At 60.1% G+C, this 13152-nt stretch carries 12 protein-coding genes and 1 tRNA gene; all 13 read left to right on the top strand.

Features of this window, described 5'->3' with window-relative positions; all coding sequences use genetic code 11:
• Positions 1 to 85 (top strand) — tRNA-Leu (locus DD235_RS01220).
• A gap of 298 nt (positions 86 to 383) precedes the next feature.
• Positions 384 to 632 carry a glycine zipper 2TM domain-containing protein gene (locus tag DD235_RS01225; protein ID WP_109060239.1) on the top strand — a complete coding sequence of 83 codons (249 nt, stop codon included), beginning with the start codon at positions 384 to 386 and terminating at the stop codon, positions 630 to 632.
• The gene (locus tag DD235_RS01230) at positions 632 to 1018 is read left to right on the top strand and encodes an EF-hand domain-containing protein (protein WP_109060240.1); all 387 of its coding nucleotides are present in this window, start codon (positions 632 to 634) and stop codon (positions 1016 to 1018) included. The genes DD235_RS01225 and DD235_RS01230 overlap by 1 nt, the downstream gene beginning before the upstream one ends.
• 181 nt (positions 1019 to 1199) lie before the next feature.
• A complete protein-coding gene (gene hfq, locus DD235_RS01235) occupies positions 1200 to 1436 on the top strand; it encodes an RNA chaperone Hfq (RefSeq protein WP_109060241.1) in 237 nt (78 codons plus the stop codon).
• Between the two features lie 145 nt (positions 1437 to 1581).
• Positions 1582 to 2688, top strand: coding sequence for a GTPase HflX (gene hflX, locus DD235_RS01240; RefSeq protein WP_109060242.1), 1107 nt, complete (start codon positions 1582 to 1584; stop codon positions 2686 to 2688).
• Complete coding sequence (gene hflK, locus DD235_RS01245; RefSeq protein WP_109060243.1) at positions 2654 to 3991, top strand: FtsH protease activity modulator HflK; 1338 nt, start codon at positions 2654 to 2656, stop codon at positions 3989 to 3991. The genes hflX and hflK overlap by 35 nt, the downstream gene beginning before the upstream one ends.
• A gap of 13 nt (positions 3992 to 4004) precedes the next feature.
• Positions 4005 to 4889 (top strand): protease modulator HflC, encoded by an 885-nt coding sequence (gene hflC, locus DD235_RS01250; RefSeq protein WP_109060244.1) that lies wholly within the window; start codon positions 4005 to 4007, stop codon positions 4887 to 4889.
• Between the two features lie 222 nt (positions 4890 to 5111).
• Positions 5112 to 6275, top strand: coding sequence for an ATP phosphoribosyltransferase regulatory subunit (locus DD235_RS01255; RefSeq protein WP_109060245.1), 1164 nt, complete (start codon positions 5112 to 5114; stop codon positions 6273 to 6275).
• Positions 6276 to 6356: 81 nt separating this feature from the next.
• Positions 6357 to 7652 carry an adenylosuccinate synthase gene (locus tag DD235_RS01260; RefSeq protein WP_109060246.1) on the top strand — a complete coding sequence of 432 codons (1296 nt, stop codon included), beginning with the start codon at positions 6357 to 6359 and terminating at the stop codon, positions 7650 to 7652.
• A gap of 8 nt (positions 7653 to 7660) precedes the next feature.
• Complete coding sequence (locus DD235_RS01265; RefSeq protein ID WP_109060247.1) at positions 7661 to 8212, top strand: phosphoribosyltransferase; 552 nt, start codon at positions 7661 to 7663, stop codon at positions 8210 to 8212.
• Between the two features lie 110 nt (positions 8213 to 8322).
• Positions 8323 to 8535 (top strand): 30S ribosomal protein S21, encoded by a 213-nt coding sequence (gene rpsU, locus DD235_RS01270; RefSeq protein WP_066130597.1) that lies wholly within the window; start codon positions 8323 to 8325, stop codon positions 8533 to 8535.
• A 67-nt stretch (positions 8536 to 8602) separates the two neighbouring features.
• Positions 8603 to 10711 carry a DNA primase gene (dnaG, locus tag DD235_RS01275; protein ID WP_109060955.1) on the top strand — a complete coding sequence of 703 codons (2109 nt, stop codon included), beginning with the start codon at positions 8603 to 8605 and terminating at the stop codon, positions 10709 to 10711.
• A gap of 132 nt (positions 10712 to 10843) precedes the next feature.
• A complete protein-coding gene (gene rpoD, locus DD235_RS01280) occupies positions 10844 to 13099 on the top strand; it encodes an RNA polymerase sigma factor RpoD (RefSeq protein WP_109060248.1) in 2256 nt (751 codons plus the stop codon).
• Positions 13100 to 13152 lie beyond the last annotated feature (53 nt).

Raw genomic sequence — 13152 nt, forward strand, 5'->3', positions numbered from 1 at the left:
GCCGTCGTGGTGGAATTGGTAGACACGCTATCTTGAGGGGGTAGTGGCGAAAGCTGTGCGAGTTCGAGTCTCGCCGACGGCACCAAAGATTTAAACCTGTTGATCATCCAGAATCAAAAATCATCAGATTCAACAGGTTTAAAGCAACGCAAGCAGATCTTGCGTTCAAGATCATCAATCACTCTTCATCTATTTGGTTGCTCGCCAGTTTCGATTGCGCGATGTTGCCGTTCATGTGCTTTTTTTCTGCGCGCCAGAAGTTTTTGATTCTTGATGATGGCAGGCATTATCCCGATTGCGTCTGTCACCACCATGCAATACGATGTTTCTCAACGTTGCGCCGCAACGCTTTTGCCCCAAGGGGATTGAGTGGGAACGAAAACATGAGAAAAGCCACTGTCATTATTGCGATTGTCAGCTTGGGGGCGCTTGCCGCCTGCCAGGCACCAGCCGGTTCGCGCGGCTCGCAATCGAGCACGTCAGAGTTCGATTGCATTGCAGGTACCGTCGGCGGTGCCGTTATCGGCGGCTTGCTGGGCAACACAATTGGAGGCGGTCGCGGCCGCACGGTTGCAACTGCCGCCGGCATCGGTGCCGGTGGTTATCTGGGTAACAGCATGGGGTGCCACTGATGATCAAAACCACCTTCACAAAAACGGCCTGCCGCGTGGCGTTGTCCTTGGCCATGGTATTGCCCGTATCAGCCATGGCACAGTCTGCTCCTTCTACGATGCAATGGGATGATGCCTATTTCGTGGAAATCGATATCGACAAGGATGGCCGCGTCAGTGTGGAAGAGTATGAAATCTTCATGCGCGATGCTTTCAACAAGCTCGACAAGGATGGCAATGGTCGCCTGACCCGTGCCGAGACGCTTGAGGTGCTCACCGAGGAGCAGTTTGATTTTCTCGACAAAAACAAGGACGGCGAGGTCGAGCTGGATGAATTCATCGTGCAGGTCACGGCTGAATTCAAGCGTCAGGACCGCGATGGGGATGGATACCTGAAGCGTCGTTGATCGTGTTGCCCGGCAGATGCATCATCCTTCTGCCGGGTTGCCGGGCCTCGCATTTTGCCTGTTCTCCAGAAGCCCAATCCAGGTGGCGCCTGCCGGGAAAACCCTGTAAAGTAACGCATTCGACCACTTTTAAGGTGGTTGCCACCGATGAACCAAACAACAACATGATGGAGCCTTGTCAATGAGCAACAAGGGGCAAATCCTGCAGGATCCTTTCCTTAATACACTGCGCAAAGAGCATGTGCCTGTGTCGATCTACCTGGTCAATGGTATCAAGCTGCAAGGCCAGATCGAGTCCTTCGACCAGTATGTCGTGCTGTTGCGCAATACCGTGACCCAGATGGTCTACAAGCATGCCATCTCGACGGTCGTGCCTGCCCGTCCGGTCAATCTGCCGGTCGAGGAGTCCGAAGACTGAGTGCGGTTGCACCCTTCGGCATGACTTGCGATGGCGCGGCAGCTTCGGCGGCTTGCGCCATTTTTTTGCGCTGGCATGCAAGGCGGAATCCGCTTCATGCGGCCAGCATGCATGATGACCTATTGCCCATCGGCAGGAACTACACGTGAAAGCGCTGATCATTAGCGTAGATATGGGGCAGCCCGACTACGAGGCCCATGCTGCCGAATTCGATATGCTGGCCAGGGGGGCGGGTGCCGAAATCGTCGGCACGCTCAAGGTGCGCCGGGCGCGTCCCGATGCGGCCCACTATATCGGTTCGGGCAAGCTCGAAGAGGCGGCACTGATGGCCGAGGCCGAAGGGGCCGAAGTGATTCTTTTCGATCAGTCCCTTTCGCCGGCGCAGCAGCGCAATCTGGAGCGGGTCCTGCACCTGAGGGTCGTGGATCGGGTAACCCTGATTCTGGATATTTTTGCGCTGCGCGCCCAAAGTCATGAGGGCAAGCTGCAAGTCGAGCTGGCGCAATTGCAGCACCTGTCGACCAGACTGACTCGTCTCTGGACTCACCTTGAGCGCCAGCGTGGCGGGATCGGCATGCGTGGGCCGGGCGAATCGCAGCTCGAAATGGATCGACGCATCATCGGTGACAAGGTGCGGGCGCTCAAGGAGCGGCTGGCCCGGCTGGCTCGCCAGCGCAGCACGCAGCGTCGTGCCCGTGCACGCGGTGGTGTGCTGTCGGTATCGCTGGTTGGCTACACCAATGCCGGCAAGTCCACGCTGTTCAATGCACTGACCCGGGCTGGTGCCTATGCGGCCGACCAGCTCTTCGCCACTCTGGATACCACGACGCGTCGTATCTGGATCGAGGGGGCTGGGTCGGTTGTCGTGTCGGATACGGTGGGCTTCATCCGTGATTTGCCGCATGCGCTGATCGCGGCGTTCCGTGCTACTCTCGAAGAGACGGTGCAGGCTGATCTGCTGCTGCACGTCATCGATGCAGCCAATCCGCAGCGCGATGAACAGATCATGGAAGTAGACAAAGTGCTGGCGGAAATCGGTGCGGCCGATACCCCTCGCATCCTTGTATATAACAAAATCGACCGGGCCGGTATTTCGCCCCGGATAGAACGTCACGAGCATGGTACGATTGCGCGGGTATTCGTCAGCGCCGCAGAGCGCTCGGGACTCGACCTGCTGCGCAGCGCCATCGCCGAGGCGGCTCAACCTATCGGAAACAATGCGTCCAATCACCAAACTCTTCAATCTGAATGACCCGGGCTGGGGCCGGGGGAGCCAAAACAACGGATCCAAGCCGGGTTCGGAGCCTCCTCGCAAGCCGCAGCGTGATAATGAACCACCGGACCTCGACGAGGTCTGGCGAGATTTCAACGACAAGCTCGGCTCGCTGTTCGGACGCAAGAAGCGCAGCGGCGGCGGTGGATTCGGGGGCAACGGCGGTAACGGTCCGCAGATGCCTTCGCCTCGTGCCACCCGCATCGGTGCGGGCGTGGTCGTGGTGGGTGCGTTGGGCCTGTGGCTGGCCAGTGGCTTCTATATCGTCCAGGAAGGTCAGGTAGCCGTCGTCACCCAGTTCGGCCAGTACGAAAAGACCGTGGGGCCGGGCTTCCAGTGGCGTATGCCGTACCCGATCCAGCAGGAAGAACTGGTCAATATTTCCCAGTTGCGTACGTTTGAAGTCGGCTTTCGTGGCAGCTCACGCAACAAGGTGCTGCCTGAGGCCATGATGCTGACCGACGACGAGAACATCGTCGACATGCAGTTCGTGGTTCAGTATCGTCTGCGTGCCGATGGTGCACCCGATTACCTGTTCAAGACCAGCAACCCCGATGAGTCGGTGCGTCAGGCGTCCGAGACGGCCATGCGTGAAGTGGTCGGCAAGAAACACATGGACTTTGTCCTGTATGAAGGCCGTACCGAAGTGGCCGGCGAAGTGCAGGCGCTGATGCAGAGCATTCTCGACCGCTACAAGACTGGGATCGAAGTCAGTACCGTGGCCATCCAGAACGTGCAGCCGCCCGAAGCCGTGCAGGCTGCATTCGATGATGCCGTCAAGGCAGGTCAGGATCGCGAGCGCCAGATCAACGAAGGTCAGGCCTATGCCAACAAGGTCGTGCCGCTGGCATCTGGTCAGGCTTCGCGTCTGCTGGAGCAGGCCGAGGGTTATCGTGCCCGTGTTGTGGGTGATGCCCGCGGTGATGCCGCACGTTTCAACAGCATCGTGGCCGAGTACCAGAAGTCGCCGCAGGTGCTGCGTGACCGCATGTACCTCGAGACCATGGAAGACATCTTCGGTCGCGTCAGCAAGGTCATGGTCGATACCAAGGATGGCAACAACATGATCTATCTGCCGCTGGACAAGATCATCCAGCAGGCCAGCAGATCCAACACGGATGCCGGGCAGGATGCTGTCGCAGGCAGTTCCGGTCAGGCAGGTGCGGCTCCGGCCGCAGCGGCAGCGCAGGCTGCCCCGCAACCCGCCAGCGTCCCGTCGCGCCCCGCTCCCAGCGGTTTCGGCGATGTCGGCGGCCTGACGCGCGACCGTTTTTCCCGTTGATTGGAGCCTGATCATGCATCGTCTTGTGCCTATCGTCGTCGGCCTCCTGATCGCTGTGGCGGCCTTTTCTTCCATGACCTTCATCGTGCGCGAGCGCGACTACGCTCTGGTGTTCGCGCTGGGTGAAGTGCGTCGCGTCATCGACAAGCCCGGCCTGTACTTCAAGTTGCCGCCTCCATTCCAGAACGTGGTTCTGCTGGACAAGCGGGTGCTCAGCATCGAGAGCCCGGATGCCGAGCGCATCCAGACTTCCGAAAAGAAAAACCTGTTGATCGATTCCTATATCAAGTGGCGAATCGCTGATCCGCGTCTGTACTACGTGACTTTTGGTGCCACCGAGCGTGCCGCCCAGGAGCGTCTGCTGGCACAGATCCGTGATGCGCTCAATGCGTCGGTCAACGTGCGTACCGTCAATGATGTCGTTTCCAAGGAACGCGACAAGATCATGAGCGAAGTGCTCAGTAACGTAGCGCGACGCGCTGCACCGCTGGGTGTCGAAGTGGTCGACGTTCGCCTCAAGCGAATCGAGTTCGCGCCCGAAATTTCCGAGTCGGTCTACAACCGCATGATGGCGGAGCGTACCCAGGCGGCCAATAACCTGCGTTCGGTTGGCGCGGCAGAAAGCGAGCGCATTCGCGCCAATGCGGATCGCCAGCGCGACGAGATCCTGGCCGATGCCTATGCCAAGGCACAGGCAGTCCACGGTGAGGGCGATGCCGAGGCTGCAGGTATCTATGCCGAGGCTTTCGAGAAGGATCCCGAGTTCTACCGTTTCTACAAGAGCCTGGACGCCTACAAGCAAGCCTTCAAGGATGAATCCGATGTGCTGGTGGTTGATCCCAGTTCCGACTTTTTCCGTTTCCTCAAGTCTGCCGAGGGGGCTCCCCAGCAGCAGTGATGTGGCATGAGGAGGACAGTACGGGCCCGATTTCGGCCCGCTGTCCGCAGCGGGCTTTCGCGTTTTGTCAGAACATGTACAATACCGCGTAAGCTAGATATATCTTGATATCTATTTCGCAGGCGGCTCGCCGGGCTTACGTCCCCGAGCCGCTTTTTATTTGTCCGTACCCGGTGAGCAGCAAATGCCGGGCAGGGCCGTTCACCAACGTATTGCGAAGTCATGAAGGGTAATTGGCTGCTGCCAGAACAACTGGCGGATATTTTGCCTGCCGAGGCCAGGCGGATCGAAGAACTCCGGCGTGTCATGCTGGATCTTTACCGCACCTACGGCTACGAGCTGGTCGCGCCACCGCTGGTCGAGTACATCGACTCCCTGCTGTCTGGCGCGGGCACCGATCTCAACCTGCGCACCTGCAAGCTGGTGGACCAGGCGTCTGGTCGTACGCTGGGCGTGCGCGCTGACATGACCCCGCAGGTGGCGCGCATAGATGCGCACTTGCTCAATCGCAGTGGGGTGGGGCGCTTCTGTTATTGCGGCAGTGTCTTCCATGCGCGTCCCGTCGGCTTGCTGGATCGCCGCGAACTGTTGCAGCTGGGGGCCGAAATCTACGGTCATGCCGGCCTGGAAGCAGATCTGGAAATCCTGCGACTGGTCATGGAAAGCATGCGACTGGCCAATGTCGGCACCATGCGGCTTGACCTCAGTCATCCTGGCGTGGTCGGGGCCATCCTGGCGACCGATCCGGGAGCGGCTGCCCAGGCAGACGAGATCCATCGGCTGCTGAGCGAAAAGAACGTTCCCGCACTGCTGGCCCTGGCCGGGCAGGGCGATGCGCCGCGCAACGAAACCCTGGCGGCGCTGCGCACGCTGGCGATGCTGTATGGCACGCCTGCCGATGTGCTGGCAGAGGCACGCCAGACGTTGCCGCCGTTGCTTGGCATCGCGCGTGCGCTGGATGATCTTCAGGCGCTGGTACAGGCCTTGCCGGATATCGATATCAGCCTGGACTTGGCCGATGTCGGTGGCTATGGCTATTACTCGGGTGTCATGTTCTCGCTGTATGCCGAGGGCTGGCATGATGCCCTGGTACGGGGTGGCCGCTACGACAATATCGGTGCGGCCTTTGGTCGGGCGCGTCCTGCGACCGGTTTCAGTTTCGATCTGCGCAAGGTGGCGGCAGGCTTGCCCCCGGCCCGGCGCAGTGGTGCCATCTCAGCTCCCTGGAGCGAGGATCCGGCGCTTGCGCTGCGGATGCAGGAGTTGCGTCGGCAGGGCGAGATCGTGATCCAGTTGCTGCCGGGCCATGTTCACGACCAGGAAGAGTTTTTCTTCGATCGTGAGCTGGTGCGGCAGGATGGCGCGTGGGTGCTGCGTCAGCTGTAAGGCGTGCAGTTTTTATCTTGAACTTCCCGTCTCGTGCGGGTGGCCGCAGCTTGTGGCCGAAACTTTTTCATGTGATCGGATATGAGCAAAAACGTTGTTGTGATTGGCACCCAGTGGGGTGACGAAGGCAAGGGCAAGATCGTCGACTGGCTGGCGGAGTCCGTGCGCGGTGTGGTGCGTTTTCAGGGCGGCCACAATGCCGGCCATACGCTGTGGATCGGCGGCAAGAAAACCATCCTGCGCCTGATTCCGTCGGGCATCATGCATCCCGATGTCACCTGCTATATCGGCAACGGCGTGGTGCTGTCGCCCGAAGCGCTGCTCAAGGAAATCGAAGAGCTGGAAGCGGCTGGCCTGGACGTGCGTTCGCGCCTGCTGATCTCCGAGGCCTGCCCGTTGATCCTGACGTACCACGTGGCCGTCGATCAGGCGCGCGAGCGTCGCAAGGGCGAGGGCAAGATCGGCACGACCGGTCGCGGCATCGGCCCGGCCTATGAAGACAAGGTGGCCCGCCGTGCCATTCGCGTGCAGGATCTGTACGATGTCGAAGCCTTCCGGGCCAAGCTCGATGAGGCGCTCGACTATCACAACTTTGTACTGACTCAGTACCTGGGTGCCGAAGCAGTCGATGCGCAACAGGTATTTGACCAGGCCCAGGCGCTGGCTGCCGTAATCAAGCCGATGGTGGGCGATGTCTCGCGTGCGCTGTATGCAGCACAGCAGGCTGACCAGAATCTGCTGTTCGAAGGTGCCCAGGGTGCGCTGCTCGATATCGACCATGGTACCTATCCCTATGTGACCAGCAGCAACTGCGTGGCAGGTGCTGCATCTGCAGGTGCCGGTGTCGGCCCCAATGCGCTCAACTACGTGCTGGGCATCACCAAGGCATACGCTACCCGCGTGGGCTCGGGTCCGTTCCCGACGGAATTGAATGATGACGTCGGTGCGCGGCTGGCCGATGTCGGCAAGGAGTTTGGCTCGGTGACCGGTCGTCCGCGTCGCTGCGGCTGGTTCGATGCGGCGGCGTTGCGTCGCTCGGTACAGCTCAATGGTATTTCCGGCCTGTGCCTGACCAAGCTGGATGTGCTCGACGGTTTGGAAACTATCCAGTTTGGTGTCGGCTATCGTCTGGATGGCGAGTTCCGCGACGTGCTGCCCTATGGCGCGGCTGCTGTGGCTCGCGCCGAGCCGGTGCTCGAAGAGCTGCCGGGTTGGTCGGAATCCACCGTCGGCATCACCGAATACGATAAACTGCCGGTCAACGCGCGGCGCTATCTGGAGCGGATTGCCGAGGTTTGCGGCGTACCCATCGACCTGGTGTCGACGGGCCCGGACCGGCTCGAAACCATTGTGTTGCGCCATCCGTTCAAGGGTTGAATTGAATCATGACTCAAAATCCGAAAAGCACCGATACCGACGTCTGGGTCAGCTGGGAAGACTACAACCGTCTGATCGAGCGACTGGCACTGCAGGTTTATGAATCGGGCTGGGCGTTCGACAAGATCATTTGTCTGGCGCGCGGCGGTGTGCGCGTGGGCGATGTGATGTCGCGCATTTTCGATGTGCCACTGGGTATCCTGGCTACCAGCAGCTATCGTGAGGCCGCCGGCACGCAGCAGGGCCGCCTTGATATCGCCCGCTACATTACGATCACCGACGGTACGCTCGATGGTCGTGTGTTGCTGGTCGATGACATGGTCGATACGGGCCACACCTTCAACAAGGTACGCGAACACCTGCGCGAGCAGTTTCCTGCCATCACCGAGTTGAAGAGCGCCGTACTGTGGTGGAAAGGCCACTCCAAGGCCATCCCCGACTATTTTGTCGACAAACTGCCGACAAATCCCTGGATCCATCAGCCTTTCGAGGTATATGATGGCCTGCGCCCGCACCAGCTCAGCCCCTGGCTGCGCAAGGGCGGATTCGAGGCAGCATGATGCAGGCGCGCCGTATGGTCGGCGCGCATTGTGCTTTATGCTACGACCGTGCTAGAATGCACAGTTGATTCCAAGCTATATTTAGTCAATCAAAGATCACAAGACCATCCATGCCTATCGTTCGCCTGAAAGAAAACGAGCCGTTTGAAGCCGCCCTGCGTCGCTTCAAGCGCACTATCGAAAAAACCGGCCTGCTGACCGAGCTGCGCGCACGCGAGTTCTACGAGAAGCCCACGGCCGAGCGCAAGCGCAAGCACGCTGCCGCTGTCAAGCGCCACTACAAGCGCATCCGCAGCCAGCAACTGCCCCCGCGCCTGTACTGATTTTCTTTTCAGGCCACCTCGGGCACCTTAGGGTGCCCTTGTTTATGGCCTGGGGATGGTGCCCGCATTGATCCCCGATTCATACGTACAAGATCTACTTGCCCGCGTCGATATCGTTGATGTGGTTGGCAAGTATGTCCAGCTCAGAAAGGCTGGGGTCAACCTGCTTGGCCTCTGCCCTTTCCATAACGAAAAAAGCCCCTCGTTCACGGTCAGTCCATCCAAACAGTTCTATCACTGCTTTGGTTGCGGCGCGCATGGCACGGCCATCGGCTTTCTGATCGAGCATACCGGAGCCAGCTTTCCCGAAGCGGTGCGCAATCTGTCGGCTACGGTAGGCATGCGCGTGCCCGAAGAGCCGCGCAGCCCTCGCCAGATGGCGGCAGATCGTGAGCGCCGTGCCGAACGCTCGTTGCACGAGCAGGCGCTCGAAAGTGCCCAGCAGTTCTATCTCAAATCGCTCCGAGCCTCTCCCGATGCCATTGCCTATCTCAAGAAGCGTGGCCTGACCGGGCAGATCGCCCAGCGTTTCGGGCTGGGCTGGTCCGGAGAAGAGCGGCAGGGCCTGATGCGTGTATTTGCCGATTACCAGGCGGCTTCGCTGGTCGAAACCGGCTTGGTGATCGAGTCGGAGGATGGTCGGCGCTATGATCGCTTCCGTGAGCGCATCATGTTCCCGATCCGCAACGGGCGGGGGGTGTTGATCGGCTTTGGCGGACGCCTGATCCGGCCTGGTGAGCCTAAGTACCTCAATTCGCCCGAGACTCCGTTGTTTTCCAAGGGGCACGAGCTGTACGGCCTCTGGGAAGCCCGACAGGGTATCCGCAAGGAAGGTCAGGTGATCGTGGTCGAGGGCTACATGGATGTGGTCGGCCTGGCTCAGCATGGCCTCGAGAATGCCGTGGCGACATTGGGTACGGCCACGACCGAGCATCATGTGCAGAAACTGATGCGGGCCAGCGAGCGCATTGTGTTCAGCTTTGATGGCGATCGAGCCGGCCGCAAGGCAGCCTGGCGCGCCCTGCAGGCATGCCTGCCGCTGTTGCGAGATGATGTCTCGATCCGCTTCCTTTTTTTGCCTGCCGAGCACGACCCGGATTCCTATATTCGCGATCTGGGCCTGGAGGCTTTTCGTGCCTGCCTGGGAGAGGCGGTGGCGCTGTCGCGCTTTTTGCTCGACGAGTTGTCCTCCCGGCATGACTTGCGCGAAGCAGAAGGGCGCTCGGCCTGCGTGCACGAAGCTCGTCCTCTGTTTGCCATGATGCCCGAAGGCGTGCTGAAGATGCAGTTGCAGCGTGACCTGGCCGAGCGCGTCAAATTTACGCCGGAAGAGCTGGCAGCCGTCATGGGGGTATCGACTACTGTGGTATCGCCTGCTGGCGGGCGCGCTGCCGGTATGGCTGGCGCTGTGGGCAGTGCTCCGCATGAGTCATCTGCTGTGCATGATCCCGATGGCATGGGGCATTGGATGCCCGACGATCATCTGGTGCCCTACGAGCAGGACGAGGGCGGGCAGGTCTGGTATCCAGAGTTTGATGCGCCCGATCAGGGGGGGGGATTCGATAGTATGCAGTCGGCAGGCATGCCGTCGCAGGCCAGACAGCAGCAGGCGCAGTCCACGGGCTGGAAGGCTGGTGGCGGCAAGGGGGCTTGGCAGGGCAAAGGCGACTGGAAAGGCAAGAAGGGTGACTGGAAGGGCAAGGGTGGCAAAAAGGGCTGGCGCGACGATGACCAGGGGCCGGTGCGCAATGAACCCAAGGTCGTGCCTTCGCTGGCCAAGCGCCTGTTGCGATTGCTGATGGTGCATCCCGGGCTGGTCGAGGGCATGGGCGAGCAGCAGATTGAAATGCTGGCACAAATCCCCAGATTCGACCTGGTGGTCGAATTGATTGCATTGGCCAAGTCTTCCGGGGCCCAGCACGTCGGTGCGCTCAAGCATGCAGTTGCTCCCGGTTCGGATCTGGAGGCCATGCTGCGCGGGATGGAAGCCGAGGCGCTGGTCCAGGAAGAATTGCCCAATCCACAGGCCGAATGGGATGACGCGCTGCGTCGCGCGGAGATTGATTCGATCCGTGTGCAGCAGGCGGCACTGGCGCAGGCGGGGTTGCCTGATGAGGCATCGCGCCAGCAGTACAAGGATCTTTCCATGCGGCTGTTGCTGTTGACACGGCTCTAATTTGTAGTTTCATTTTGTTTCATGTGTTTGGGGAACTTCCAGTTTTATTCATTGGTCTAATTACGTCACACACCCCCAAAGCATCCCCCTTTCTTCTCCCGTAGCAGCCCTTTCAGGGCTGTAGGCATATATATGACAAAAATCACGATCAAGAAAAAAGTCTCTACCCCGAAGACCGACGCCGCTGCCAAGCCGGCCGAGGCCGAGGTCGCGGCAGCCACGTCTGCCGTATCCAAGGTCCGGCGTGTGGTGCGCAAGTCGGCAGATGCGGCAGCGCCCGAAGCGGCAGCGCCCAAGATCGTGCGCAAGGTGGCCAAGGCAGCCAAGCCGCAGGACGAGTCAGCGGTGGATACCGATGATGAAGTCAAGCCCAAGGCTCGCAAGTCGTCCAAGGCTGTGCCGTCGGGCCGCAAGCCTGGTCGCCCTGCACGTCACAATAACGATGTCGATTTCGATGACGGCGACAATGAGTCGGATGAAATCCTGCCCGATCTGAAGCCGCCCAAGCGAGGCAAGCGGGGTAAGGGAGATGCCAAGGATCTGATTGCACGTGGTCCTGTGACGCCAGAAGAATATGAAGCCCGTCGCAACCGTCTCAAGCAACTGATCAAGCTGGGCAAGGATCGTGGCTATCTCACCTATGGCGAGATCAACGATCACCTGCCCGACGATCTGGTCGACGCCGAGGCCATCGACGGTATCATCAGCACGTTCAGCGACATGGGGATTGCGGTCTATGACCAGGCCCCCGATGCCGAAACCCTGCTGATGAGCGAGAACGCACCGGTTGCGTCCAGCGACGACGATGTCGAAGACGAGGCCGATGCGGCCCTGACCACGGTGGATTCGGACTTCGGTCGTACTACCGACCCGGTGCGTATGTACATGCGTGAAATGGGTTCGGTCGAACTGCTGACCCGCGAAGGCGAAATCGAAATCGCCAAGCGCATTGAAGATGGCCTCAAGCACATGGTGATGGCGATCTCGGCGTGTCCGACCACTATCAACGCGATCCTCGAGCACATCGAGAAGGTCAAGGCTGGCGACATGCAGATCGACGAGATCGTCGATGGCCTGATCGATACCGACGACGGCACCGAATATGCCGGTTCGGGCGCGCGCGGTGGTGCCGACGAAGATGGCCCGGCCGGTGGCATGAGCAGCAAGCAGCTTGAAGAGCTGCGCGTGATGGGCCTGGCCAAATTCGACCAGATCGCCCAGTGGTTCGACAAGATGCGCCAGGCCTATGAAAACGACGGCTACAAGTCGCAGACCTACGCACAGGCACAGGAAGCCATCCTGCAGGAAATGATGGGCGTGCGCCTGACCGCCAAGATGGTGGAGCGCCTGGCTGACACGCTGCGTGCCCAGGTCGATGAAGTACGCGAGCTTGAACGTGCCGTGCTCAAGGCTTGTGTGGATCGTGCCGGCATGCCGCGCAGCCATTTCATCAAGGTCTTCCCCGGCAACGAAACCAACCTTCAATGGGCACTCGACGAGATCGCGGCAGGCCATGCCTACTCGGGCACGCTGGAGCGCCAGTTGCCTGATGTGCAGGAACTGCAGCAGAAGCTGATCGACATGCAGACGCGCGTGGTGCTGCCGCTCAAGGAACTCAAGGACGTCAACAAGCGCATGGCCACCGGCGAGGCCAAGGCCCGCAAGGCCAAGCGCGAAATGACCGAGGCCAACCTGCGTCTGGTGATCTCGATTGCCAAGAAGTACACCAACCGCGGCCTGCAGTTCCTCGACCTGATCCAGGAAGGCAACATCGGCCTGATGAAGGCGGTGGACAAGTTCGAATATCGACGCGGCTACAAGTTCTCCACGTATGCCACGTGGTGGATTCGCCAGGCCATTACGCGCTCGATCGCCGACCAGGCCCGCACCATCCGGATCCCGGTGCACATGATCGAAACGATCAACAAGATGAACCGGATCAATCGCCAGATCCTGCAGGAAACCGGTGCCGAGCCCGATCCCGCTACCCTGGCACAGAAGATGGACATGCCCGAGGACAAGATCCGCAAGATCCTCAAGATCGCCAAGGAGCCGATTTCGATGGAAACCCCCATCGGCGACGACGACGATTCGCACCTGGGCGATTTCATCGAGGATACGGCTACGCTGGCCCCGGCCGAAGCCGCGCTGCATGGTTCGATGCGCGACGTGGTCAAGGAAGTACTCGATTCGCTTACCCCGCGCGAGGCCAAGGTGCTGCGCATGCGCTTCGGTATCGAGATGAGCACCGACCAGACGCTGGAAGAAGTCGGCAAGCAGTTCGACGTGACCCGCGAGCGCATCCGCCAGATCGAGGCCAAGGCACTGCGCAAGCTGCGCCATCCGAGCCGCGCCGACAAGCTCAAGAGTTTCCTGGAAGGGCAGTAAGCCTTTTGCAGGCATCAGGGGGCAATGGCACACCAAAATGTGTAAAATAGCCC

The sequence above is a fragment of the Corticimicrobacter populi genome (assembly GCF_003123725.1).
In the GTDB taxonomy this organism is placed as follows: domain Bacteria; phylum Pseudomonadota; class Gammaproteobacteria; order Burkholderiales; family Burkholderiaceae_B; genus Corticimicrobacter; species Corticimicrobacter populi.